At 40.8% G+C, this 25379-nt stretch carries 19 protein-coding genes and 1 pseudogene; 11 read left to right on the top strand and 9 right to left on the bottom strand.

From position 1 onward, the window contains the following. Nucleotides 1-154: 154 nt before the first annotated feature. The gene (gene pip / locus ACM5QX_RS18330; RefSeq protein WP_414754825.1) at nucleotides 155-1105 is read left to right on the top strand and encodes a prolyl aminopeptidase; all 951 of its coding nucleotides are present in this window, start codon (nucleotides 155-157) and stop codon (nucleotides 1103-1105) included. A gap of 97 nt (nucleotides 1106-1202) precedes the next feature. Continuing rightward, entirely contained in the window at nucleotides 1203-1943 is a 741-nt protein-coding gene (locus tag ACM5QX_RS18325; protein ID WP_414754824.1) for a DUF429 domain-containing protein, read from the top strand. 19 nt (nucleotides 1944-1962) lie between these two features. Here ACM5QX_RS18325 and glgP read toward each other — a convergent pair whose 3' ends face one another. Both glgP and ACM5QX_RS18315 read right to left on the bottom strand, forming a co-directional pair. After that, entirely contained in the window at nucleotides 1963-4527 is a 2565-nt protein-coding gene (glgP, locus tag ACM5QX_RS18320) for an alpha-glucan family phosphorylase (RefSeq protein WP_414754823.1), read from the bottom strand. 260 nt (nucleotides 4528-4787) lie between these two features. After that, nucleotides 4788-5114 carry a hypothetical protein gene (locus tag ACM5QX_RS18315; RefSeq protein ID WP_414754822.1) on the bottom strand — a complete coding sequence of 109 codons (327 nt, stop codon included), beginning with the start codon at nucleotides 5112-5114 and terminating at the stop codon, nucleotides 4788-4790. Between the two features lie 878 nt (nucleotides 5115-5992). Here ACM5QX_RS18315 and ACM5QX_RS18310 point away from each other — a divergent pair. The 4 genes from ACM5QX_RS18310 to ACM5QX_RS18295 all read left to right on the top strand — a co-directional run bounded on the left by ACM5QX_RS18310 (nucleotide 5993) and on the right by ACM5QX_RS18295 (nucleotide 10683). Beyond that, entirely contained in the window at nucleotides 5993-6121 is a 129-nt protein-coding gene (locus ACM5QX_RS18310; RefSeq protein WP_255449162.1) for a hypothetical protein, read from the top strand. Nucleotides 6122-6756: 635 nt separating this feature from the next. After that, nucleotides 6757-7452, top strand: a complete 696-nt coding sequence (locus ACM5QX_RS18305) for an acyltransferase (protein WP_414754821.1) — start codon at nucleotides 6757-6759, stop codon at nucleotides 7450-7452. Nucleotides 7453-7732: 280 nt separating this feature from the next. Then, complete coding sequence (locus tag ACM5QX_RS18300) at nucleotides 7733-7849, top strand: photosystem II reaction center protein I (protein ID WP_010995449.1); 117 nt, start codon at nucleotides 7733-7735, stop codon at nucleotides 7847-7849. 176 nt (nucleotides 7850-8025) lie between these two features. Continuing rightward, the gene (locus ACM5QX_RS18295) at nucleotides 8026-10683 is read left to right on the top strand and encodes a DUF3769 domain-containing protein (protein WP_414754820.1); all 2658 of its coding nucleotides are present in this window, start codon (nucleotides 8026-8028) and stop codon (nucleotides 10681-10683) included. 29 nt (nucleotides 10684-10712) lie between these two features. Here ACM5QX_RS18295 and ACM5QX_RS18290 read toward each other — a convergent pair whose 3' ends face one another. The 3 genes from ACM5QX_RS18290 to ACM5QX_RS18280 all read right to left on the bottom strand — a co-directional run bounded on the left by ACM5QX_RS18290 (nucleotide 10713) and on the right by ACM5QX_RS18280 (nucleotide 16341). Further along, nucleotides 10713-12209, bottom strand: coding sequence for an ATP-binding protein (locus ACM5QX_RS18290; RefSeq protein ID WP_414754819.1), 1497 nt, complete (start codon nucleotides 12207-12209; stop codon nucleotides 10713-10715). Nucleotides 12210-12230: 21 nt separating this feature from the next. Beyond that, entirely contained in the window at nucleotides 12231-15056 is a 2826-nt protein-coding gene (locus ACM5QX_RS18285; RefSeq protein WP_414754818.1) for a PAS domain S-box protein, read from the bottom strand. A 646-nt stretch (nucleotides 15057-15702) separates the two neighbouring features. Next, nucleotides 15703-16341 (bottom strand): response regulator, encoded by a 639-nt coding sequence (locus ACM5QX_RS18280; protein ID WP_414754817.1) that lies wholly within the window; start codon nucleotides 16339-16341, stop codon nucleotides 15703-15705. 324 nt (nucleotides 16342-16665) lie between these two features. Between ACM5QX_RS18280 and lipA the strand changes: the two genes are divergently transcribed. Together lipA and ACM5QX_RS18270 are read left to right on the top strand one after the other, a co-directional pair. Then, nucleotides 16666-17583, top strand: coding sequence for a lipoyl synthase (lipA, locus tag ACM5QX_RS18275; RefSeq protein ID WP_414754816.1), 918 nt, complete (start codon nucleotides 16666-16668; stop codon nucleotides 17581-17583). A 279-nt stretch (nucleotides 17584-17862) separates the two neighbouring features. Further along, nucleotides 17863-17997 (top strand): photosystem I protein PsaX, encoded by a 135-nt coding sequence (locus ACM5QX_RS18270; RefSeq protein WP_011319749.1) that lies wholly within the window; start codon nucleotides 17863-17865, stop codon nucleotides 17995-17997. A gap of 156 nt (nucleotides 17998-18153) precedes the next feature. Here ACM5QX_RS18270 and ACM5QX_RS18265 read toward each other — a convergent pair whose 3' ends face one another. Then, on the bottom strand, nucleotides 18154-19020 hold the full coding sequence (locus ACM5QX_RS18265; protein WP_414754815.1) for a branched-chain amino acid ABC transporter permease: 867 nt from the start codon (nucleotides 19018-19020) through the stop codon (nucleotides 18154-18156). A 190-nt stretch (nucleotides 19021-19210) separates the two neighbouring features. Here ACM5QX_RS18265 and hrmK point away from each other — a divergent pair. Both hrmK and larE read left to right on the top strand, forming a co-directional pair. Next, a pseudogene (hrmK, locus tag ACM5QX_RS18260) lies at nucleotides 19211-21021 on the top strand (hybrid histidine kinase/response regulator HrmK). Nucleotides 21022-21200: 179 nt separating this feature from the next. Beyond that, on the top strand, nucleotides 21201-22031 hold the full coding sequence (gene larE, locus ACM5QX_RS18255; RefSeq protein ID WP_414754814.1) for an ATP-dependent sacrificial sulfur transferase LarE: 831 nt from the start codon (nucleotides 21201-21203) through the stop codon (nucleotides 22029-22031). A 10-nt stretch (nucleotides 22032-22041) separates the two neighbouring features. Here the strand turns inward: larE and ACM5QX_RS18250 are convergent, their stop codons facing one another. Both ACM5QX_RS18250 and ACM5QX_RS18245 read right to left on the bottom strand, forming a co-directional pair. Further along, entirely contained in the window at nucleotides 22042-22404 is a 363-nt protein-coding gene (locus ACM5QX_RS18250; protein ID WP_011319753.1) for a DUF4864 domain-containing protein, read from the bottom strand. A gap of 158 nt (nucleotides 22405-22562) precedes the next feature. Beyond that, on the bottom strand, nucleotides 22563-23714 hold the full coding sequence (locus ACM5QX_RS18245) for an SGNH/GDSL hydrolase family protein (protein WP_414754813.1): 1152 nt from the start codon (nucleotides 23712-23714) through the stop codon (nucleotides 22563-22565). A 393-nt stretch (nucleotides 23715-24107) separates the two neighbouring features. On the opposite strand from ACM5QX_RS18245, the gene ACM5QX_RS18240 reads away from it, so the two are divergent. Next, nucleotides 24108-24320, top strand: a complete 213-nt coding sequence (locus tag ACM5QX_RS18240; RefSeq protein ID WP_011319755.1) for a hypothetical protein — start codon at nucleotides 24108-24110, stop codon at nucleotides 24318-24320. A gap of 144 nt (nucleotides 24321-24464) precedes the next feature. On the opposite strand, the gene ACM5QX_RS18235 is transcribed toward ACM5QX_RS18240, so the two are convergent. Beyond that, nucleotides 24465-25370, bottom strand: coding sequence for a DNA-methyltransferase (locus ACM5QX_RS18235; protein WP_011319756.1), 906 nt, complete (start codon nucleotides 25368-25370; stop codon nucleotides 24465-24467). Nucleotides 25371-25379 lie beyond the last annotated feature (9 nt).

The raw sequence follows: 25379 nt of genomic DNA, 5'->3' as shown, positions 1-25379 counted from the left end.
CTCATACCAATTCTCTATGAAGTTGCACCAAATCGATAATGTAGAGACGTTGCATGCAACGTCTCTACAGTCCAGAATAAAGCACATCTTCAATTAAAAAACGGTATCAGCGCTGTCTATTATATGATTACTTAACTACTCCTCTAGTATCAAAATGCGCGAACTTTACCCACTCATCGAACCTTATAAAGAAGGTAAATTACAAGTTTCCCAATTACACACCATTCATTTTGAAGAATCAGGAAACCCCCAAGGTAAACCCATAGTGTTATTACATGGTGGCCCTGGTGGGGGCTGTCCTCCAGTTTATCGGCAATATTTTCACCATGAAAAATGGCGGTTGGTAATGTTTGATCAACGTGGCTGTGGTAAAAGTCAACCCCATGCCGAATTAAGGGAAAATACCACTTGGGATTTAGTCAGTGATATTGAAAAACTACGAGAACATTTAGGAATAGAAAAGTGGGTGGTTTTTGGTGGGAGTTGGGGTAGCACTTTATCTTTAGCTTACAGTCAAACTCACCCTGAGCGTTGTTTAGGCTTGATTTTACGCGGTATATTTTTGCTCAGACAAAAAGAGTTACGCTGGTTTTATCAAGAAGGTGCTAGCTATATTTTTCCTGATGCTTGGGAGGAATATCTGCAACCAATTCCTGTTGATGAACGGGATGATTTACTCACGGCTTATTACCAACGTTTAACCAGTCCAGATTCACAAGTTAGACAAGAAGCGGCTCGTGCTTGGTCAATTTGGGAAGCTAGCACTAGTAGATTATTTCCTGATACCCAATTAAAGCAAGCTTTTGCTGAGGATAAATTTGCAGAAGCTTTTGCCCGGATTGAATGCCATTATTTTATAAATAAAGGCTTTTTAAATTCTGACCATCAACTATTATTAAATGTTGACTGCATTCGCCATATCCCTAGTGTAATTGTCCAGGGGCGTTATGATGTAGTTTGCCCAATGACATCAGCGTGGGAATTACATCGTGCTTGGCCGGAAGCTGAATTTATTGTAGTTCCTGATGCTGGTCATTCGATGAGTGAAGTGGGGATTCGTAGTGCTTTGATTGAAGCGACGGATAGGTTTGCTGATGCAGGCTAGATATGATTATCGTTTTTAACGCGGAGTGACGCTAAGGTTAGCGCAGAGGTACGCTGAGGGTTTTTCTTGTATATTCTGAGGTATTAAACTGACACAAATGAAATTTATTGGGATCGATTTAGGTTGGAAGTCTCAACCGAGTGGTTTATGTTGCTTACAATTAATTGAGGGCAAATTAGAGATAGTTGATTTAGATCGTCAAGATGCGATCGCTCATATTTTCGCCTGGATTGATACCTGGGTGCAACCAGACGAACCAGCCATCATTGGCGTAGATGCACCCACCCTGATACCTAACTCGACGGGAAGTCGTCTCCCTGACAAACTCACCCATAAGTATTTCGGTAAATATCACGCTGGTTGTTACCCTGCCAACCAAGGTCTAGCTTTTGCAGAACGGACTATAAGTTTTGGTTTAGAATTAGAATCTCGCGGTTTTGCCCATGCACCCACAATAGAAGCACAAAAATTAGGCAGATATCAAATAGAAGTTTTTCCCCATCCGGCAATAGTCCACCTATTTAACTTAGAACGCATACTTAAATATAAAAAAGGGCGCATCAATGAGCGCCGCTTAGAATTAATCAAACTCTATCAATATATTGTGGATGTGCTACCCACCTTTGAGCCTGCTTTGTGTGTAAAAAATCTGACTGTTGATGAAATTCCCCACACAGGTGCAGAATTGAAAGCCGCCGAAGACAAACTAGATAGCTTAATTTGTGCTTACGTAGCTGCTCACTGGTGGTATTGGGGAGAACAACGTAACCTAGTATTAGGCGATCGCACCACTGGTTACATTGTCATCCCTAAGTCAGTGCTGAGTCATGAGTTGTAATTCCCAGCACTGTTTTGTTTTACTCGGCCCAAGCAATTAACCTGGGTTCATAAGGAGTAGATAAATGTGGGTGTTTTGGCAATACGCGCAAGGATAAGCCTTGTAAACCAGAGGTGGTGTAAAGGATATTAGCCGTATAAACACTTAATCCATTAGGATCTTGTCCTTGGTAATCCATGACTACAGGCACAGCGTTGACGATATCGCCATTAGCATCAATGGAACCTTGATATAACTCAACTTGCACATCATCATTAGTGAGAGTGGTTAAGTCTACATTGGCTTTGACAGCAACGGTTTGATTAACTTCAATATCTGCGCCTGCGGATACATCGACATCTTTGATTTTGATATTAAACCAATGGTCACTAAGTTTGGCTTTCCAATCTGCTAATTCCTTAGCTGGGGCATAATTATCAGATGTTAAAGTGTGATAGCGATCGCTAGCTGGGAAATAAGCCCGTTGTGCATATTCCCTAACCATCCGCGCTGTATTAAAGAAGGGACAGTTTAACCGGATAGCGTCTTTCATTTTGGCAACCCAAGGTCTGGGTAAACCATCAATATCGCGGTGGTCGTAAAATAAGGGTACGACTTCTTTTTCCAGTAAATCATAGAGAGCATTGGCTTCTACTTCATCCTGGTAGTTGGGGTCTTCGTAATTTTCCCCATGTCCAATCGCCCAGCCTGTGCGGACGTAATCGGCTTCATCCCACCAACCATCCAACACACTCAGGTTAGGTAAGCCATTCATGGCGGCTTTCATCCCACTAGTACCAGATGCTTCTCTGGGACGGCGGGGTGTGTTTAACCAAATATCGCAACCCGCAACCATCAACCGGGAAATATGAATGTCGTAGTTGGGAACAAACACTATTTGTTTTTCTAAGTGTTGTTCGCGGATAAAGTGATTAATTTCGCGGATGAGTTCTTTTCCAGGAATGTCTTTAGGGTGGGCTTTACCAGCGATGACAAATTGTACCTTGCGGTCTTTGTTACCTAATAAGATGCGTTTAATTCGTTCCACATCGCGCATCCACAGGGTAGCGCGTTTATAGGTGGCAAAACGACGGGCAAAGCCAATAGTTAATACGTTGGGGTCTAGAACTTCCTGGGCTTGGAAAATTTCGGAAGCAGAAGCACCGCGATCGCGCAGGTGTTTAACCAAATGGTCGCGCACATACAGTATCATGTCCAAGCGACATCGTTCGTGATTCCGCCACAACTCCTCATCAGGAATTGCATCCATCCGTTCCCACAATTGGTTGTCTGGTGGTGCTGATGACCAATTTGGCCCCAAGTAGCGATCGTATAATTCCTGAGTTGATTTAGCAACGCAACTACGGGCGTGAACACCGTTAGTAATCGCTGTAATGGGTACTTCCTCAACAGGAACCTTTTTCCACAAACCTTGGAACATTTGTCGGGAAACCACACCGTGTAACTGGGCTACACCGTTAGAAAATGTTGCCATTTTCAACGCCAGCACCGCCATACTGAACGGCCCAGATAAATCACCTGTATTTTCTCGCCCCAACCCTAAAAATTGCTCTTTGGGTAAGCCAAAGATGTCTGCATAATAACCAAGGTAATACAGAATCTTGTCAGGAGGGAATAAGTCGATTCCTGCCGGTACTGGTGTATGCGTGGTAAAGATGTTACTCGAACTCACCACCTGTTTAGCTTCCGCATAACTCAAACCCTCTTCTTGAATTAACAAGCGGATACGTTCTAGGGCTGAGAAGGCGGCGTGACCTTCATTCATGTGGTAAGCCGTGACTTCATAACCCAAAGCCTTCAACATCTGCACACCACCAATACCCAACATAATTTCTTGGTGGATACGCATATCGATATCACCACCGTAGAGTTGGTCTGTGATGTCGTGGTCGTAGGGGTTATTCGGCTCAATATTCGTGTCTAGCATATACAGGGGTACTGTTCCCACCTGTACCCGCCAAACTCTGGCATATACCTTGCGTCCGGGGTAATCCACCGCAATCTGCAATTCTGAACCATCAGGATTGCGTTCTAGGTGCAAGGTCATGTTGTAGAAATCGTTAATCGGGTAACGTTCTTGCTGCCAACCGTCGGCATTGAGATACTGAGCAAAGTAACCTTGCTGGTAGAGTAAACCCACACCAACTAAGGGTAGACCTAAATCACTGGCTGATTTCAGGTGATCCCCTGCCAGAACACCCAAACCACCAGAATAAACGGGTAGACAATCAACCAGCCCAAATTCAGCCGAAAAATAGGCGTAACATTCCTTTGGCTGTTGACCGCGTTGTTTGTGATACCAACTGCGCTCTTGTAAATAATCATCTAATTGACGGTTAGCACGATCCAACTGTGCCAGGAAGCCTTCATCTTCCACGACTTCCCAAAGCCGTCCTTGACTGATTGTACCCAGCATTAGTACGGGATTGTGGTGGCTAGATTCCCACAAATCTGGGTCTAAACGACGAAATAAATCTTTAGTCTCAACGTTCCAATCCCAGTGTAAATTATACGCCAGTCGCCGCAACGGCTCAAGTCGCGGCGGCAAGGAAGGAGAAACATTGAATGTGCGAATCGGCTGCATAGGTTAGCAAAGCTCCCAGTTTAGCTATGGATATTGTTCACTGTCTTTCCCCAATGTTGCCAATTCTTTATACTATGTTTGTAAAATTGCCATGACTTTGTTAAGGAATGGAAATCTTTGCGCCCATACCTGCTAAACTTCGTGCCATCAGTCCTTTTATTAGGTTGCTGGTTAGAAAAACTTGTATCTTAGGTGTGAAAATCTCAAGATTCTCTTAAAGATTATCTTCGATCCCCGACTTCTTTGAAGAAGTTGGGGATCTAATTAGTACCAAGGGAAGGCTGGTCTGGTGAATTTTTGGGCATCGTCAGCGCGACTGCGGCGGCAAATGTCATCTCTGCGGCTATTTGATAAGCAAGTTTAATATTAGACTTCCTGTCTCTGCTGTTGTTAGGTGTGTAGGATTTATGGCGGGGTAATTCCTGCTTAACCCTACCAGAGGCGATCGCCCGTTGTAAGATAATCAACGCATCTACATCTTCTGAATCAAAGTTTGTTTTCAGCAGCACTTGAATTTGGTTTTGGTCAGCAATACTCAAACAACCAGTATTTAAAGCTTTTTGGGCGATGTCCTGAATTAAAACCATAATCCGTGCCAACTGTATAAGTTTATAGTAATACCTGATACTGCGAATTTTTGGGCGATCGTAAAACCTTGAACGATAGGAAGTATATCAGGATTGTTTCCAAAATCTACAACAACTGACACCCAAAACACATCCCCCAATTGGCTCACCTGATTGGGGGATTTGCACATTTTTGGCTATTTTTAGTATTGACAATTAAAAAAGTATTGTATGTTGCATTCGCCAATGATTTATCCAAAATTGTCTCTCAAGCTGACTGAATATAAGTTCGATATCTATAACTTATATTTAATTTCATTTTTGACAGAAATATTAAGTATAAACCCATAAGGCTTATTCACTAAGTCCTATCTACATAAGTACGTATGTCTATTGACCTGTATATCTAGCGATCGCTTTTCTTAGTAGTTTGATGAGAATACAGTGAAATCCAATATACATCATACTGAAAACCGAAAATATTCCCGCAACGAGAACATTCAACACTAATTAGTAAAATTCGCTACCACAATTTCAAATATTGATTTTTATGTCTAAATTTATATTGATTTAATATTTGCTTGAACCTTAAATCTGAATTTAATTTTTTCCGGATATGTTTCATAGTATTTTCTGCCTAATATACTAACAAATGGTATTCGAGACTCAATCATAGATAAAATTTTATTTCATAAATATGTGGCTTTACTTACATAAAACCCATTTTTGTTATTAACAACACATCAAATTTATTACATATCAACAATATTAAAGAAACTATTTCCTGCGGTTGATCCACAAACTATAAAATGTGTTATGCTGGTGAGCAATTATTGTTAAAAACCATTCATGTGATTATAAACGTGATTAGGTTAGTTCGTAAATCATCAGTGTGCAACATGATGAGAGCAGCATACTCTAAAAATTCTTTGCCGGAGAGTCGCCATAGCAATCGGGGAAGCGCTTACTTGTTTGCACCGATGGTGAATTTTAATGTGATGGCTGAAGTTGGAGATACTCCACCATAACTTGGTTATATTTCAGTAAAATACCAAGTATTATTCAACACAAATTACATTTTGATATATAGACAAATTTCCTCAAAAATTTCATTTAGTCTGGACAAAATGTAGTTGAGTTGACGAAAGCTTGTTCAATTGAGTTGTGAAAAATACTTCGCTGCATATAGAGCGGATGTCAGACGAAAAATAACTATATCTATCCGTTGCTATTGTCTAAACAGTAGTGAAATTAGTCTGTCTCAAGCTAGATCAACTCACAATTTAATACTCTGAGTTTTGACACTGTAATTACCTGAGCATTAGCTTTTGTATTGCCGGAGATAAAAATAGCAACAATCTTGAAATCAGGAATGGATAAATACTACCAAGATATGTTGTTGCTGGCAACGCAGCTAATCAAATTGGGGTGCAGAAAAACAGCACACTAATTCTGTTATCTCTTGGAAAAATTACAAACGTTATAAACCTGGATTCTTATTCAAAAATACTTTGAGTTATATCCAGCACAGTGGGCATTTGTGTATCAATACTCACTAAAATTAATACTGGATAAATATCAGGATAATTGGCACTACAGAAATAAAGATACATATCCAAGACACTAGCCACATCGTTCACAATATTTATCGGATAACTTAATCATGAATCATCAGAGATATTCTGCCAAATCACAGCGATTTCAAGAACTTCTGGCAATCACTGTTTTCGGGAATATCCCCACACTACTGCTAGGCCCGAAATTAAGGAATCTCGTATATCGAATGATTTTTGCTCACATAGGCAGTCCTGTATATATTCAACATGGAGTAGAATTTACTAACGCTTCTAATATTGAAATTGGCAATAGTGTACATCTATTTAAAGGTGTACGTCTTGATGCTAAAGGGCATCCAAACAATAGAATTTATTTGGCAGATGGAGTGGCAATTGAGCGCAACGTTGATATAGGGTGTCTGGAAAATACGTGTATTCACATTGACGTGGAAACTTTTATTGCTTCTGATGTTTGTATTTCTGGGCCAGGAGACATCACAATTGGTAAGCGTTGCATGATTGCTGCTCATTCAGGTATATATGCTAACAATCACAACTTTACAGATCCGATATTGCCGATTAAATACCAAGGTGTTACTTGTAAGGGGATCGTGATTGAGGATGATTGTTGGCTAGGACATGGAGTAACGGTATTGGATGGTGTGACCATTGGTAAAGGAAGTGTCATTGGTGCAGGGGCAGTCGTCACCAATGATATTCCCCCATTCTCTGTAGCTGTAGGCGTACCTGCACGAGTAATTAAAAGCCGTGTTGCCCAGGATTTAGTTACATCTGGAGATTAGGGATGGGGATCAAGGGAAGAAGCAATTACCAATTTATCTTCAAAATAGGAAACCTCCGGCTGAAGAAAACGTCACAAGATGAACTAGTTAACAACTAAATCCTATTCAGGGTCATCCACTCGGCCAGAAAAAACTGAGCATTAGCGAAGGAAACTGAACATGGTCTTAACGACCACTGCGGCACTCTCAAAAAGTAACGAGATGCGGGTAATATAAAGAAACTACCTTTTCTGCATGGCAGATACTGAGGACAAAGCTCTACCTTTTGGAGATATCGCAGATGCTCACTTTAAAAATCGCTGTTTATATTGTTGTTGCTTTCTTTGTGGCTATCTTTGTCTTCGGATTTTTGTCTAATGACCCAGCTCGTAACCCCGGTCGTCGGGATTTAGAGTAAAAGCGAGACAATTGATCCGTGAGCGCCGGAAGTTAGAAAACACCAGATTGAAAAACACTACCTGCCAAAGATTTTTCCTTCGCAGTGTAGTGTCTCCCCTCAGGGAGTTTACTCAAGCACAGGTGAATTCATTCCGGCTATTAATTGGCTATTTGTTAGGTTGATTGTGTCCCAATATGCTTCATCCAGTTCTGCCGCCTCCACCGCCTCCCCTCGTTGAACCTATACAACCTGCAAATTCCACCCCATCTGCTAGTGATAGTCGATTTCATTTAGTGAGTGAGATTGATACCACTAAGCAAAACAAACTAGAGACCGCCAAACCCCTAGAGAAACAGTTTCAAAGTTCAACTGTAGAGAAAACAGAAGATTCTTTGCAGTTACCAAAACCCACCAGCAATAAAACAGAGCATTTAAGCGCAACTCCTGTTCTGGCAAAACCCAGTACACCAGAAACCTTTACTTCAGAATTTTCTCCCCTTACCCCTTCTAGCAGCGCTGTTAATTTAGGACAAACCTTGGCAATTGGTTATTCTGTCCAAAACAATACAAGCACTAATTTCCCAGTCTTCCCTACAGCGACAATTCCTCAGTCTGTCCAAAGCAATACAAGCACTAATTCCCCAATCTTCCCCACAGCGACAATTCCTCAGTCTGTCCAAAACAGTACAAGCACTAATTCCCCAGTCTTCCCTACAGCGACAATTGCTCCAGATGTATCACCTCAAACAAAACTAGTCGCCTCGGCATTGACTAAGCAAGAACAGAAAGACGAGGTTACTGTACAACAGACTGGGGACAAAATTAATATCTCTGTATCTGATAGTGACCGAGTAGTTAATAATCAACCAATTCAAAATGTTATTGAGTTTAAGTCGCGTAACTCATTAAATAAACTATCAATACAAACTGTCACGCCAGCTCTTAGTTCACAAGCACAGTCACCAATACCAACTCAAACACCTGCTACACCCAACAATACACTACCAGCCCGACAAAGAATTGTAGAAGTGACTTCAGATCGGCAGGAGTATGATGAGCAAAGACGCATTATTACTGCCGAAGGTAATGTATTAGTACGGTTTGATGGGGCGCTACTAGATGCCGATCGCGTGCAGGTAAATTTAGATAACTTGATTGCGGCGGGAGAGGGAGATGTAGTTTTAACTAGAGGAGATCAGTTATTACGAGGACAACGCTTTACTTATAATTTTGTCCAAGACAGTGGGGAATTAGAAAACGGAAGCGGTGAAATTAACGTACCCTCAGCATCAAGAGATTTTGCCTTCTTACCCACTGATGTGACAGCTGGTGGCGTACCACAACAACCACCAAGCAACTCTATCCGCACCAATCAACCTCTTTCTAATGTCAGCAGTCCCGGTGGCATTGAATTTACAGTCGGGGGAGGGAGCCAAGCTAGTAATCTGCCTCCTCCTAAAAGTGGGGGTGAGGTGAAGCGTATTAGGTTTGAAGCCGAGCAAATTGAGTTTTATCCCCGTGGTTGGCAAGCGCGAAATGTGCGCCTGACAAATGACCCATTTTCACCACCAGAATTGGAGTTACGGGCAGATACAGTCACTGTCACGCGGGAAGCTCCTTTAATTGATCGGATCACCACACAGCGACAGCGTTTAGTCTTTGACCAAGGCTTGACCTTACCAATCCCCATAAATCAACAGAAAATCGACCGTCGAGAACGGGATAGCACACCCTTTATCGTCTCTCCTGGCTATGATGGCGATAAGCGGGGTGGTGTTTTTATTGAGCGCGGTTTTACACCTATTAGTACGGATAGTACTAATTTGCAGATCACTCCCCAGTTTTTCATCCAGAAAGCCATACAAGGCAGTGATGATGTGACGGGGTTATTTGGTGTCAAAGCCAGATTAAATTCTGTTTTAGGCACCCGCTCTGTACTTGAAGGTATCGGAGAACTAACCAGTTTTAATTTTGACGACATAGACGAGAATTTAAAGGCGAGTTTACGTTTACGCCAAGCCTTAGGCGATCGCAATCCTCATGTGGTGAATTGGGAATACAGTTACCGCGATCGCCTCTATAACGGTACACTTGGCTTTCAAACCGTCCAAAGCAGTTTGGGTGGTGTCATTACTTCTCCAGTTATTCCTCTGGGGAACTCTGGGATCAACCTCAGCTATCAAGCCGGCGCGCAGTATATCAACGCCAACACTGACCGCCAAGACTTGCTAGATCCCATCAGAACCAATGATCGAGTCTCTCTTGGTCGCCTACAAGGTAGCGCCGCCTTGAGTAAAGGGTTTTTACTATGGCAAGGAAAACCACTACCACCCACAGCCACGGAAGGTTTAAGATATACAGCTACTCCTGTAGTTCCTTACTTACAGGCGATCGCCGGTATTACTGGTACTTCTAGCTACTACACCAATGGCGACAACCAAAGCAGCCTGACTGGCACAGTTGGCTTAGTAGGGCAGCTTGGTCATTTTTCTCGCCCCTTCCTTGACTACACAGCTTTTAACGTCCGTTATTCCCAAGGTTTAACCAGTGGACTATCACCCTTTTTGTTTGACCGCTACGTTGATGAAAGAGTACTCAGTGCCGGCATTTCCCAACAAATTTACGGCCCTTGGCGTTTAGGTTTTCAAACATCAATTAACTTAGATACTGGTAAAGAAAGTAGCACAGACTACACTGTTGAATATAGCCGACGCACTTACGGAATCACCTTGCGCTACAATCCGGTACTGGAATTAGGCGCTTTTAGCATCCGCATTAGTGACTTTAACTGGACTGGCGGTGCAGATCCATTTTCGGAGGTTAGACCAGTTGTCGGTGGTGTGAGTCAATAAACAACTGACAACTGACAACTGACAACTGGCTATTGACAATTTAAAGGTAAAGTAATTGTAAACGTAGTCCCAACACCTTCTTGGGAGCTAAAAGCAATTTCTCCTTTGTGAGCTTCAACGCATCTTTTAACTATCACTAAACCTAGCCCAGTCCCTTGAATTGATTGAGAATTAGAAGCTCGATAAAATGATTCAAATAGATGGGTTTGATCTGCAATAGGAATACCAATACCTTCGTCTTGAATCCGAAAAATTGCCACGCCTTTACTTTGATCAAAAGTTAAGTCAAACCTGATAGTTTCATTCTGGGGAGAATACTTGACAGCATTAGAAAGTAAGTTCACAAATATGTAATGTAATAGTCGTTCATCCATGAACGCACTTGTAGTTTCATCACTACAAGTAAAAATAATTTCATGTCCACTAATTTCTACAGTTGTGAATTCTTCTATTAACTCTTGACAAAATCCCTTTAAATTTAAGAGTACAGGTTTACAATCAAGCTTTGCCGCTTCGGATTTACCCATAAACAGGACATCTTCCATGAGTAACTTCATGGATTGCACAGCGCCTTTAATTCTCTTTATATATGTATTTTTTTTGGTTTCGGTTAAATTTTGCCCGTGTAATTCTATCAGTTCTATTGCTGTTTGAATTACACTCAAAGGATTGCGAAATTCGTGAGAGACAGTAGAGATAAATAAGGATTTAAGATTATTCAGTTCTCGTTCTTTTTGCAGCGCTTGCTCTAGTAATTCTGTTTGTCTCCGTTCACTGAGATCCCAAAAAACAATTACCACACCGTTGATTTTGTTTGGTAGTCCCATGATGGGCGAAGCACTATCACCGATAGGCACCCTTCTGCCATCTTTGGTAATTAAAGATGTATATTCATCTAAATAGACGACCTTTTGTTCTCTGAGAACTTTTGTAACTGGGTTTTCTAAAACATTTTCTGTAACTTCGTCAATGATATTAAAAATCTGGGATACTTCATGTCCAATAGCATCTGCTTGATGCCAACCAGTAATTTCCTCGGCTGCTGGGTTCATAAATGTGACGTTTCCCAATTCATCAGTGGCGATAACAGCATCACTAATTGAGTTTAAAAGGGTTGCTAACCGGTCACGATTTTCTCTTATGTCCCTTTCTAAGCGATGTTTCAGCAAACCCATTTCAATAGAAATACGCAAATCCTTAGAGGTAAATGGTTTTACAATATACCCGAATGGTTGAGTGATCTTTGCCCGCTCTATAGTATTATCGTCACCATAAGCAGTTAAAAATATAACTGGAATATCTAAGTGTTCCCGAATGTAACTGGCAGTGGTGATACCATCGATTTCACCTTTGAGGATAATATCCATGAAAACTAGTTCTGGGCTAGTCTCTATTGCTTTAGCGATCGCCGCTTTTCCAGAAGAGGCTGTACCGATAACAATATAACCTAGTTGATTCAGTTGACTAGCAATGGTTCTAGCTACGATCACTTCATCTTCAACGACTAAAATTTTGACTGGCTCCATTGTCAATTTACAGTTGTTCAGTTAATGCGAAAATTGGATTTTAAATGTAGTTCCTGGTTGACTTTCGATACTAACAGTGCCTTCTAGTTGTTCTGTTACTAAGTCATGAACTAGCGAAAGGCCTAAAGAATCTGTGTACCGCCAATCTAAATTATCTGGTAAACCGATACCATTATCTTGAATAGTCATCTCAATTTTGTCATCCACTTTTCGTAAATCAATTTTTATTGCGCCTGTTGTATTTTGAGGAAAAGCGTGTTTCAGTGAATTGGAAATTAGTTCATTGATAATTAAACCACAGGCAATGGCTTGATCAAGATTTAAATCAACAGGGTAAATATGAGTTTCTAAACTGATTCTCCCTGGCTCTAATTGATAGGATATTAAAATACTCGTAGCTAAATTATTAATATAATCAACAACATCAAGTTGTCCAATATTGGGTGAAGTATATAGATTCTTATGAATCATCGAGATGGACTCAATACGGTTTTGACTTTCTTGCAGAGTTCTGATTAATTCTGGGTCTTTGAGTGTTTGAGAATGAAGTAGTAATAATCCAGAAACTATCTGTAAATTATTTTTAACCCGATGATGAACTTCTTTGAGTAAAACTTCTTTTTCCGCTAAGGCACTTCTCAAGCGAACTTCTACTTTTTGGCGTTCAGCCAATTCATTTTGGGCTTGCTGAAGTATACTTGATTGCTGGATGGCGATCGCAATTGGGACGGAAAGTTGGTCGAGCAAATCTAGTTCGTGCGCTTCCCAGTCCCGTGGGGTAGAACATTGATGAGCTATTAATAAACCCCAAAGCTGCGGCACAGTGTTGCCTTCACTCACTTCTAACAGAATAGGTACAACTAAGTTAGCTTTAACTTGAAATTGTTCTAATAAATGCAGATGACAATCAGTTAATCCGGCTGTGTAGATGTTGGCGATCGCTCTTTTATGTCCTTGACAATAATCTGCTCCTGCGCCTGACTGGAAACAATTATCTTGAATATCTGCACCTAGAGCAATTTTCCATCCAGGCTTCACCGATTCTGCTACGATTTTACCACTCATATCTGGGGCAAACTGATAAACCACGACCCGATCAACCCCAAGCAAGTCTTTAATTTCTTTAACTGTGGCATTCAGAATATTTTGTAGATTCAGCGATTGGCGAATTCGTTGAGCAACAGCACGCATTAACTGTTCTCGCTCAATCTGTCCTTTCAAAGCCCGTTCGGTTTGTTTACGCTCGGTAATTTCTTGACCAATACCAATTATTCGACCGTCGGCAAGTTTGATATTTATCCAAGAAGTATCTAATACTTGCCCGTATCGTGTCTGAGTTCTAAAATCACCCCAAATACATTCTCCTGATTGCATAAACTTGATGACCGATTGACGATATTCAGGCTGAGGATATAACTCTGCAAAAATATCAAGGGTTTGATAATCTCTCAAACTCCAACCTAAAAGACGCTCTAATTCTTGATTTATCCATTGAACCTGACCTTCAGGACTAATCAGTGCAATCATCAACGGGATACCAGCAAAAATACTTTGTAAAAGTGCATTTTGCTCTTGTAACTTGGCTTCAATATTTTTGCGCTCTGTAATATCGTAGAGGACGGTTAAAATTGCATACTCGTTGTTGAAATTTAAGTACTGAATTGAGGCGATCGCCCAAAATGAAGTTCCGTCACTTTTCTTGAGTTGAATATCATAATTCTGAAGTGACCCATGTTGACTAAGAGCTTCTAATATCTGCTGTCGGTCTTCGGAGTTTTCATATAAATCTGCGGCATAGCGATTAATTAAATCATTTCCAGATAGTTGGAATGTTTGCAGAAACTCTGAATTAGTATATAAAATTAAGCCATCATCAACGCGGGAAATCACCAAAGGTACGGGAATTGCTTCCAGAATAGTTCTAACTCTGGCTTCACTTTTTTGTAGATTCCGTTCTATTTGAATATGTTCAGTAATATTTATGGCATCAACTAAACAAGCTTGATAACCTGAATATTCTATATAATTAATAGCCAATTCAACATCAATAACTTGTCCACCACTTAGACGATGTTGACATTCCATTAGGAAGGGAAGTTGAAAATATTTCTGTTCTATATCCCTGATTAAGTCCGATATAAACTCAGGTACAAAAACTTGGGCAAACTGCATTTGTAAAAACTCTGTTTTTGAGTAACCATATTGTGTAATAGCAGCTTGATTAACATCTAAAATTTGTAGACTTTGCGGCTCATATATCCACATAGGACGAGGATTATTGGTGAACAAAAGATGAGCATTGAAGCTGCTTTCATGATTAATTTGCTTTTTGTGTAACTCTAATTGTCTGATGATTTGACGCGCTAAACGTTGGAGTATTTGCTGTTCTTTTAAACTTAAGTTACGGGGGGTAAAATCTATCACGGCCAGACAACCCAAGGCAAAACCCTCAGAGTTAATTAAGGGAACTCCTGCATAGAAACGGAAAGCAGTTGGCTTTTGCCTTACTAGGGGATTTTCTACAAATCGTTCATCTTGCCAGGTGTCAGGAATAATCAATATGTCATTTTGCCCAATTGTATGAATACCAAGACATATATTACGTGGTATTTCTAATTCAGTAATTCCTACTTTTGACTTAAACCATTCTCTTTGAGAATCTAAAATACTGATCAGAGCAATTGGTGTATTACAGCTATCGGCAGCAATATTTACCAGATCGTCAAATACTTCTTCTGGTGGTGTATCTAAAATGCAATATTGATAGAGCGCTTCTAAGCGTAGGTTTTCACTGTCGGTAAACAACATTATTGCTTTATTTGATGAAGAATTGATGATAAGCTGCATTTTCCAGTAGAAATCGCAGTTTTAAACTCATCTGTAAAGTCTAGCTAAGCTATTCTGCCTTTAAGTTGCACAATCCATCGTCAGTGCTGTTGATTGTTGACAGTTAACAGTTAACAGCCCTTATTAGTAGTTATGCAATTTAGACGCTTACTAGCTGAATATTCATTAATTTTAATCTAGCTAGGTCAGCATATATTGCCAACAACCTATGAGTAAAGTTGCCAAAAGTGCTTACCTAGTTGAGAAAGCTGACGGTGTTAAGTTCCCACTCCCCAGTTTCAGCGCCATTTCACCAAGCGTCTCTTAGATAAGAAAATCGTTCCTCATAGCTGTTTCATTCGTCTTTATGTACGTAGTTCATAGTGATACTTAAAAAACAGTAGCCTACGGCAAAGCGTAGGCTAGATAGGAAATAACTATGACTCTCAATTTACAATCGATAGCGATCGCTTTGATCAAATTCTCTATGGGGCTGACAAGCAGGTAAAATTCTGCGGCGTTTACCCTAAAGTATTTTAAATGCTGCTTAGCGTTACTGTACGCAGTCGGCAATAATAGTATAACCTTTGCCTACAAGACTCCCTACAAAAACCTCAGGGTGCCAAAGAGAACATAAAGATACTCTGCAACCGACCGCAGGTCATCGCTACTTAATTTTTTGTTTAATAAAAGTGACTACTTGGGCGAGCTGTTTCTTCAAACCTTCAATTTCTGCCTGCATCTTCGCAACTTTGTCATTAAGTGCTTGAATTTCAGCAGCCGCATCTGCATCTATTCCAGCCGTTGCTACTGTAGTAGTTGTAGCAACTGTAGGTGCAGCTACTGTTGCTACAGCGCCATGTGTCATAGTAGCAGTGGCTGTATTGCCATTTTTAGCTGCAACTGCTCCTACTGGTTCTTGGCGCGGTAGTTTAGCCTTAGTCATTGCTGACTTAATCGCATTAATTAGCTGTTTCTGATCAAAAGGTTTACCCAAAAATTCAAAATACTCGAAAGGTTCAGTGATTTTTTCCGTCACCTCTTCCTTCCTACCAGACATAATTACCAAGGGAATTTTTCTCAGTTCAGGATGCGCTTGAACTTGCTGGAATACTTCCCAACCACTTAATTTAGGCAGCAGGAAATCCAACATGATCAAGCTGAGTTTTTCTTGTCGGATGAGATTTATCCCTTCCAAGCCGTCCTTGGCTTCTAACACCTCAAAATTGCCGGGGGGCAACATTTCACGTACTTTTACCCTGACAACGGTAGTGTCATCGATAACTAAAATTTTGTTACTTGCCACGACTGATTACTCTAAAAGAATATTGAAGTTTAAATAGCGGCTTCCCTGAGGGATGCTGTGTGAATTCCGAATGACCGTGAGAATCTCCCCACTATATCCAACATTGTTATTAATTGGGGGATAGTATATTTCGGTATAAATGTCGTCATCGGCAGTGTTTAACAAAACTTTGAGGAGATGGAGTAATAGGAGAAAATAGGAGAGAGTTTATTGATTTGAAGTTATATCTCCCTACACCCCTAAACCTCTACACCCCCACACCCAGTCTCAACCGACAATTTTAGTGCGTAAGTCCAATAGAGATTTATTTTTATTTACCAGCCTATGACTGCCTCACAACCTGCTCAGTTTAAGTCGGAAATCACGGCAATGCCCAGTTGGTTGCGCCGTCCCATTGGCAAAGCTAGTGAACTGTCAACAGTACAGCGCATTATTAAGCAGCGTCAAATTCATACAATTTGTGAAGAAGGTCGCTGCCCGAATCGGGGTGAGTGCTATGCCCAAAAAACGGCTACATTCTTACTTATGGGGCCTACCTGCACCCGTGCTTGTGCTTTTTGTCAAGTCGATAAGGGTCATGCACCAATGCCAATTGACCCAGAGGAAGCAGCAAAGGTGGCAGAAGCGGTACAACTTTTGGGACTGCGTTATGTAGTACTTACTTCTGTCGCTCGTGATGATTTACCAGATCAGGGAGCAAGCCACTTTGTCAAAACTATGCAGGCAATTCGTCAACTAAATCCGGGTACTCAAATTGAAGTGTTGACACCGGATTTTTGGGGTGGTGCAGGTGCAGGGGAAGCCGGACAACGCCAGCGCCTAAAAATGATTGTAGAGGCGCAACCAGCTTGTTTTAACCATAACATTGAGACAGTGCGTCGCTTAACTGGGCCAGTCCGCCGGGGTGCTAAATACGATCGCTCTTTGCGGGTTCTTTCTCTTGTCAAAGAACTCAACCCCCATATTCCCACCAAATCAGGCTTAATGGTGGGACATGGCGAGACAGTTGCTGAACTAGTCGAAGCAATGACAGACTTGAGGGCTATAGGATGCGATCGCCTAACTATAGGTCAGTATATGCGCCCATCCCTAGAACATCTACCAGTCCAAAAATATTGGACACCAGAAGAATTTGAACATCTGGGCAAACTAGCCAGAGAAATGGGCTTTAGCCACGTCCGTTCGGGTCCACTAGTTCGCAGTTCCTATCATGCTGGGGAGGAACCAATACCGTTCGGATAAGCAGGGGAGGCAGAGGAAGCAGAGGAGGCAGGGGAGGAAAGAAGTTTATTTTCATAATTTTTCTCTTCCCCTACTTCTGTTTTCCCCTTACTTCCCCTGCCTGCCTTAACCAATAAATCCCTTAACCGAAACGTATTGGGGGAGGAACAGGAATAATTCCAGATTCTCTACTCAACACCCCCTAATTTGCGATTCACACAAATATTTTTAAAGAATGTGGGCAATTGTGTCCTCTGTTTGGTATTTCTGAAAAAGTCATGACATAAGGAGAACCGATTTATGGCTAAAGCCAAAACTCCCGCAGTTGCCAATACAGGCGCTAAACCCCCCTATACTTTTCGTACAGCTTGGGCGCTGTTGCTACTAGGTGTTAACTTTCTGGTAGCAGCTTATTATTTCCACATTATTCAATAGTTCAATTGGGGAAGTAGGGAATAGGGACTAGGAAGGGGGAAAAGTTTTACCCAATCCCCCTTCGTGTTTGCAGTCGCCTGGTTCGGGAAAACCTCCCGCAGCGCTGTCTCACCAGACCCTAATCCCCAGTCCCCAAACTAAGTGGAATGGTGTTGCTCACATCGTGCCTTTAAATAAACCTTTAGGACGAATGAGCAACACCAAAATCATGATTAATAGGGCTACACCTTGTTTGTATTGGGAACCTAACAAAGGCGTACTCACCTCTTGAACAATGCCAATGATAAAAGCCGCAGCGATCGCACCGTAAGGGTTGCCAATACCGCCCAAGATGACGGAAGCGAATAGTGGCAGAATTAAAAACCAACCCATATTAGGACGTACTGCCGTAATTAAGCCATACATACTGCCACCTAAAGAGGTAACTGTGCCGGCAATTAGCCAAGTCCAAAAGATTACTTGCTCTACATCAATCCCAGAAACCTTGGCTAAATCCAAATCGTCAGCAACAGCACGCATCGCCTTACCAATTTTTGTGTTTTGTAAGAGGTAGTGCAGTACGCCGATGGATAATACTGCTAATGCCAACACAAGCAATTGATTTTGTGGTACTTTCACACCAAAAATATCTAAGGCGGGGGTGATGGGTAAATTATAATTTTGGTTTCTGCCGCCCCAAATTAAAATAATCCCGTTACGCAGGAATAATGCCAGCCCAATTGAGATAATAATAAGAGTAGTGGAATTAGCTCGAATCGAGCGCATCCTAGACCATAGCAATTTTTCTGACAGTAACATTGCTCCCACCGTTCCCACTACTGCCACTATCATCGATAACCAAATATTTATCCCAAAAGTGTTGACCAACAAAGTCAAATAAGCCCCTAAAGTTAAGAAATCACCGTGGGCAAAATTAGACAACCGTAAAATTCCATAAGTTAAAGTCAGTCCCACAGCCGCAAGAGCGATAATGCTACCTACCGCAATACCATTGACAATCAGTTGAATCGTTTGTATGTCCATATTGCTAATTAAATAAGCTAATCTATAGTTATTTAGAAAGTGGTGATTGACAACAAAAATTCCCAGTTTATTACCGAAAATCAGTACTATAAGTTATGATTTATCGACAAAAAAGAATTGTGAGCTAATATACATAGAATCGTGTTTGCATTTTTTGCAAAACTCAAGTTGTTAAACGGTCTAGTTGACCATGCAGCAGTATTCAAGCTTACCAGAACACAACTCATCGATAGACACAACGCCGACTCTGTTGGCAAAAAGTCAGCAGCTTTGCGCTGAGTTATGGCTGGAACGCAGCTTGAACCAGCTACAGACACGCCTGCTTAATTGCTTAGAGTCTGCTTTCAACAGTGTTCCCACAAGAACCACAGAAGCGGATATTTTCCAAACAGTGGTTAATGAACTAGACATTGCTTTAAACAATAGCAATGTGGGTTTTCCTTTGTGTGCTGTGGGTATTGCTCTGTTGCAACCGCAAGCAGCAGTTGGTAAAGTTTACTATATTTCTCGCCCTCTATCTCTAGGCTGTCAACCTCCACTCTTAGAAGAAATATCCAAAGACGGGAAAAAACTGCGGTTGCAATTGCAAGAAGCGATCAAAATTACAGATTTACAAAAACTAGAAAAGCAACAACCTCCACAAGCTTGGCAATTAAGGGATGATGCTGATGGTGTGATCGGGTGGTTACTTCTGGCGACAGATAACTCAAAGCCTCATGAAAACGCATTCACAGCACCACATCCTCAACTGAATACGCAACTCATGGAGCGATCGGCCGAACAATGTGTGAAAGCCTTAGCACATCTCAAAAAAATCCAATCTTTGCAGCAGAAATCTCAAAGTTTAGGTATTTCTAATCAGGAATTGGAGCGGACTAATCAACTGAAAAATCAGTTTTTAGCCAATACAAGTCATGAAATTCGCACACCCCTAAGTTCGATTATTGGTTTTACTCACCTGCTTCTAGCGCAAGGTTACGATCCAACGAGAGAGCGCCATCATGAATATTTAAATATTATTCAATCTAGTGGTAAACATCTATTGGCTCTGATTAACGATATTTTGGATCTCTCGAAGATTGAAGCGAATCAGTTAGAAGTACAGTGGGAAAAGGTGAATGTACCTGAACTTTGTCAAAATGTATTAACGCTGATCAAGGAGAAGGCTGCAAATAAAGGGGTGAAATTGTCTTTGGAATTAGATCCCCATATCAAGACTTTTGTTGCTGACCCTTTGCGGCTCAAACAGATGCTTTTGAATTTGTTATTTAATGCTCTCAAATTTACTAATCAAGGCACTGTTGGCTTAAAGGTGACACAGCGAGAGTCATTGATCCACTTTACAGTCTGGGACACTGGTAGCGGTATTTCTCCAGAAAATCTGGCGCTACTGTTTCAACCATATTTCCAAATTCCTAATTCTTCAGTTGCCCAACATGAAGGTACTGGTTTAGGTTTAGTGGTGACTCGTAAACTGGCAGAAATTCACAATGGTTTTGTAGAAGTAGAATCCCAAGTTGATCACGGTTCCCGCTTCACTATTATCTTGCCTCTACAACAGAATGGACAAGTATTAGTAGGAGAAGATATGGAGGATGAGGAAACGACATCTCCTGCATCTTTGACACCTAAAAGTTCAAAAGAAATTTTGTTAGTTGAGGATGATTTACCCAATGGTGAATTGATGCAAACTCACTTGTCTAAGTTGGGATATAACGTTACTTGGGTCAAGAATGCCCATGAAATGTGGGCATTCTTGACCAACAACAAGCAGCAGTTATCTTAATGGATATTCGGTTACCAGATGGTGATGGTTTAGATTTAGTCAAGCAGTTGCGAGAAAAATCTCAATATCAACAGATTCCTATTATTGCCCAAACGGCGATGGCGATGAAAGGCGATCGCTCTATCTGTCTATCTGCTGGAGTCAACGACTATATTTCTAAACCCATAGATTTAAATCTTTTGGCCAGTCTGGTGGCTAAGTATAGTCAGCTTTAGGGATTGGGGATTGGGGATTGGGGACTGAGGATTGGGGACTGGGGATTGGGGATTGGGAGGAAGAACTAATTACCAATGACAACTGACAACCGACAACTGACAACTGACAACCGACAACTAACAACTAACAACTGACCAATGACTAAAATATTGCTATAGGGTTTTGGCAGGATTTGGGAATGATGTTAACTGAAAAACTTGAGCAATTAAAAGCCTTATTTACAGAAATGGGACGGGCTTTAATTGCCTATTCCGGGGGTGTTGATAGTACTTTGGTAGCGAAGATAGCCTATGATGTGTTGGGCGATCGCGCTTTGGCTATGACTGCGGTTTCACCTTCGTTGTTACCAGAGGAACTAGAAGACGCGAAAATTCAAGCCGCAACGATTGGTATTCCTCATAAAGTTGTCCAAACACACGAAATGGACAACCCCAATTACACATCGAATCCCGTCAATCGTTGTTATTTTTGTAAAAGCGAATTACACGATACCCTCAAACCTTTGGCTTTAGAGATGGGCTATCCCTACGTAGTCGATGGGGTTAATGCTGATGATTTGCATGATTATCGTCCAGGGATTCAAGCCGCGAAGGAAAGAGGTGCGCGATCGCCCTTAGCAGAATTTGGTGTGACTAAATTAGAAGTCAGACAGCTTTCTCAGCAATTAGGCTTACCTTGGTGGGAAAAACCAGCCCAGCCTTGTCTGAGTTCCCGCTTTCCCTACGGTGAGGAAATTACCATAGCCAAATTGCAACGGGTAGGTAGAGCCGAAATTTATCTTAGGAAGTTAGGTTGGCAAAATTTGCGTGTCCGTTCTGAAGAAGATACAGCCCGGATTGAATTACCACCAGAAAAAATCCAAGATTTTGTCTTAACAACAGATTTACCCTCTGTAGTCAACGCATTCCAAGAGTTGGGATTTATCTACGTCACCTTAGATTTAGAAGGTTATCGCAGTGGTAAATTAAACCAAGTCATCAATCAGGCGAATACCCCAATAAAGGTCTAGTCACCAATTATCAAAAAGTCTCTGCTTCCACAGAAACGAGAATACAACCATTAATCCTCCAACTATCATCTGGTTGTTTCTCCATAAAATACAAAGCCCTGAGAGGAACACCATCGGGTGCTAAAAGCAATACTGGTTGAGTGATATTGTCCTGAATTGTGGTAACGTTTTCAAAGAAAACTGAGCGTGGACGATACACCGCCGGATAACTCATACTCACCATCCGCAGGAAATTCTCGGCGTTTTGAAACTGCTCTTGAATTGCTGGGGTAGCACAAGCAAAAGCACTTGGTGCATCATCTTGTTGAAAAGCTGCTAATTGGCTTTCAATCACAGATCGGATGGTAAGAAAATCTTGATCAGTAACTTCCATAAATGTATCAATTACGGTAGTTTTTGTTGACGCTTCACTGTTAAATATTGACTGTTATACCGTCTCTTAATGAAGATGTGCTTTGTTCTGGACTGTAGAGACGGTGCGTGCAAAGTCTCTACATCATTTATTTGGTGCAACTTCATAGATAATTAGTATTAACGGTCAACATTTTTGTTTTGAGAGAGTTTGAATTCTACCTGTTGGATAGCAAATCGCCACACATCATAACCATCAGCCGACAAATGCAAGCCATCTGTGGTTAAATCAGAACGTAAATTGCCATCACCGTCTGCAAACCAACTATGAATATCTAAATAATTTACTTTTTCTTTCTTAGCAATTTGAGCCAGTTTTGTATTAATTTCCCGAATCCGACTATTAGAAATTGTTGGTAGGTTAGTAGGTAATATAGATTGTATAAAAATCTGAGTTCTGGGGTGAGACTGCCGTAATCTCCGAACCATCTGCCGATGATTACGCAAAATGACTTCATCGCTGGTTCCTTTTCGTAGGTCATTAATCCCAGCCATGATGTAGATAGCATCAGGACGCGTATATGAAAACGCTGTCAATCTATTGGCGATACCAGTGGAAGTGTCTCCGGATATACCTTGATTTAGCCACAACTTACCAGATGGTAGCTTTTCTCTAGGAAACCACATACTCAAGGAATCCCCGACAAGGATACTAAGACGGTTTTTACCTTGACCTTGAGCGATCGCTTTAGCCTCTAGAGCCAATAGACTTTTCCAATCGTCATAAGTTAGTTGCTGCTTTTGAGTCGCATCTCGTAATGATTGGTCACTATCACCATCCTGGCGTGTGTAAATCTGACCTGTTTTCAGTGCAGCTAATCGGTAATAGTAAAGTTGATTACCAGAAGTTAATAGTTGGTTAGTCGGCTGGGGATTGAGGTTAAAGAATGAGTTTATGGGTGTTGATGATTCTTGATTGGTAAATTGCAGTAAAGGTATATCAGCACCGGGAATATTTTTCTCGCCATTCGTTGATTGAGAGGCTTTAGATGGTGACAAAGGTTGACTGCTAAATTCGGGGAAGGATACGTTAAAAAGCGTAGGCAAGCTTTTTTCATCTGCATCCTGTGGTAAGCTCTCAAACGCCTGTGATAGTTGGTTACTGAATGGGGATAAAGATATATCCTCGGTAATCACCTCCGGTGAACTTTGTTTTATATCCGATGCGAAACTAGAATTATCTGGCAGGATATTCGATATCTGTGGTAGAGCTGATGCTGGTAGTGTCAATCCTGTTAACAAGCCTACTGCCAACAGATAAGAATCCCTCATCACTTTATGTCTCCTCTGTGTACTTTTTTGTTCTATGACAGTTTTGATTTCCTACATTCAGGAATTTTACTGTTGTTAAAATATTATTTTTATTGAAACCGTATAGTTCTGTAAACTAGGTTAACGAGATCATATTTAACAATTCACCAATTCTTTAAAGCACGTCTTGCGGTTGAATTAGTAAAAATGATTGTACTGATGTTAACAGACTGTATTAATAGGTCATTAACTAAGTATTATTACTAGCCTTATGATATATGTAATAATTACTACTTAATTCCAGCATATCTTCCGTATCAAAACTTGTAAATATTCATCTTCATCCATTTAAATAAATTTCTATTGGTATAGAAGAAACCAGGATAAAGTGCTAAGATTTAGTCGCAGTGATTGATGATTCCCCATAATTTTGTGGCTAGAGCTAGTACAGCAATTGGTGTTAGTCCAATTATTAAAGAGATTGTGCAGAAACAGGCACATTCTACCCGTTTAACCCTAAAAGAGGTAATTCTCATGGGAATGTTAGCAATAGATAAACTTGACGATCAAGGTCGTCAAGAGTTAGCAGACAAGGTTCATCAAATGCAAGTTAATGGTGAAATATAAATTTGTTTGCTCTATGTTAATAGTCACAAGTTCATACACAATTGATTGGCTATTAAGCGAACAAGAGTAAGGATACAAACCCCTAAATTGTTTATGGGAATTGTGCTTCTGGACTCCAATTTTGGAATTTTTTGTAGTGGCTGACTATTCACTAAATCTATAGCGACTTCCCAGAACATAATCCTGATTAATTTCCACAGCAATCCAACGACGTTGGAAAGTTTCAGCAACAAACCCAGTAGTATTAGAACCTGCAAATGGGTCTAATACTAAATCCCCTTCATCAGTCAAGAATTTGATGAAGAACTCAGCAAACCCCTGAGGAAATCTAGCTGGATGTGGTTTAACCCCTGCTGCTTTACAACGTCGTAAATAAGTACTGTTGGATTCAGTATTAGCAATTTCTAGCAAATTTGGGGGAATTGCACCCTGATTATCTTTTTGAAACTTATCAGAAATATCATGTCCACTAGGACGAACTTGCGCTTTATAACCTTTTTTGAGTAATCGCTTCATACTCTGGCTATAGGGCTTTAAAATTTTTTTGTTATCTGCTTTGGGATTGGGAGTTTTTGATAGCCACCAAACAATATTTACTGCATCTTTGACACGGACTCTTCTAATAGTTACCCATTCAGCCGGGGTAGGTAATCGTGCAGGATTGTAGTGATAGAATTCCTGAGCCAGAAAAAATCCAACTTCCTTACATAATCTCACTAGCAGTTCGTATTGATAAATACTCCGCACAGGATTCCCTGGAAGATATGCGCCACCTAAATCTAAAATAAATGAACCATTTTCTGCTAAGACTCTCTTAAATTCGTCAGCAAAAGGTAAAAACCATTCAATATATTTTTCTGCGCTTTCGTTACCGTATTCTTTTTTACGCGTTAAAGCGAATGGTGGTGAAGTGAGGATTAAGTTAACACTGTTGTCGGGGATAGACTTGATAATTTCTAAACAGTCGCCTAAATATACTGCTCCGTGTTGCTGAGTATAGGAAGGTATAAAATTAGTTAATTCTATGGTTGTTGTTTGTTGTGAGTTCAAGCGACATTT

Origin of the sequence: Anabaena sp. CCY 9910 (assembly GCF_963920875.1) — a bacterium.
Lineage (GTDB): Bacteria > Cyanobacteriota > Cyanobacteriia > Cyanobacteriales > Nostocaceae > Trichormus > Trichormus variabilis.
The sequence above is the reverse complement of the archived record's forward strand: the minus strand, read 5'-3'. Positions and strand labels throughout refer to the sequence as shown.

What these genes read in the sequence shown, in the direction of transcription:
- ACM5QX_RS18325 (WP_414754824.1), top strand. Translation starts at nt 1,203, where the DNA reads ATGAAATTTATTGGGATCGATTTAGGTTGGAAGTCTCAACCGAGTGGT.
- ACM5QX_RS18310 (WP_255449162.1), top strand. Translation starts at nt 5,993, where the DNA reads ATGATGAGAGCAGCATACTCTAAAAATTCTTTGCCGGAGAGTCGCCAT.
- ACM5QX_RS18290 (WP_414754819.1), bottom strand. Translation starts at nt 12,209, where the DNA reads ATGGAGCCAGTCAAAATTTTAGTCGTTGAAGATGAAGTGATCGTAGCT.
- ACM5QX_RS18305 (WP_414754821.1), top strand. Translation starts at nt 6,757, where the DNA reads ATGAATCATCAGAGATATTCTGCCAAATCACAGCGATTTCAAGAACTT.
- glgP (WP_414754823.1), bottom strand. Translation starts at nt 4,527, where the DNA reads ATGCAGCCGATTCGCACATTCAATGTTTCTCCTTCCTTGCCGCCGCGA.
- ACM5QX_RS18265 (WP_414754815.1), bottom strand. Translation starts at nt 19,020, where the DNA reads ATGGACATACAAACGATTCAACTGATTGTCAATGGTATTGCGGTAGGT.
- ACM5QX_RS18270 (WP_011319749.1), top strand. Translation starts at nt 17,863, where the DNA reads ATGGCTAAAGCCAAAACTCCCGCAGTTGCCAATACAGGCGCTAAACCC.
- ACM5QX_RS18250 (WP_011319753.1), bottom strand. Translation starts at nt 22,404, where the DNA reads ATGGAAGTTACTGATCAAGATTTTCTTACCATCCGATCTGTGATTGAA.
- ACM5QX_RS18240 (WP_011319755.1), top strand. Translation starts at nt 24,108, where the DNA reads ATGATTCCCCATAATTTTGTGGCTAGAGCTAGTACAGCAATTGGTGTT.
- lipA (WP_414754816.1), top strand. Translation starts at nt 16,666, where the DNA reads ATGACTGCCTCACAACCTGCTCAGTTTAAGTCGGAAATCACGGCAATG.
- ACM5QX_RS18300 (WP_010995449.1), top strand. Translation starts at nt 7,733, where the DNA reads ATGCTCACTTTAAAAATCGCTGTTTATATTGTTGTTGCTTTCTTTGTG.
- ACM5QX_RS18285 (WP_414754818.1), bottom strand. Translation starts at nt 15,056, where the DNA reads ATGCAGCTTATCATCAATTCTTCATCAAATAAAGCAATAATGTTGTTT.
- ACM5QX_RS18245 (WP_414754813.1), bottom strand. Translation starts at nt 23,714, where the DNA reads ATGAGGGATTCTTATCTGTTGGCAGTAGGCTTGTTAACAGGATTGACA.
- ACM5QX_RS18315 (WP_414754822.1), bottom strand. Translation starts at nt 5,114, where the DNA reads ATGGTTTTAATTCAGGACATCGCCCAAAAAGCTTTAAATACTGGTTGT.
- ACM5QX_RS18295 (WP_414754820.1), top strand. Translation starts at nt 8,026, where the DNA reads ATGCTTCATCCAGTTCTGCCGCCTCCACCGCCTCCCCTCGTTGAACCT.
- pip (WP_414754825.1), top strand. Translation starts at nt 155, where the DNA reads ATGCGCGAACTTTACCCACTCATCGAACCTTATAAAGAAGGTAAATTA.
- larE (WP_414754814.1), top strand. Translation starts at nt 21,201, where the DNA reads ATGATGTTAACTGAAAAACTTGAGCAATTAAAAGCCTTATTTACAGAA.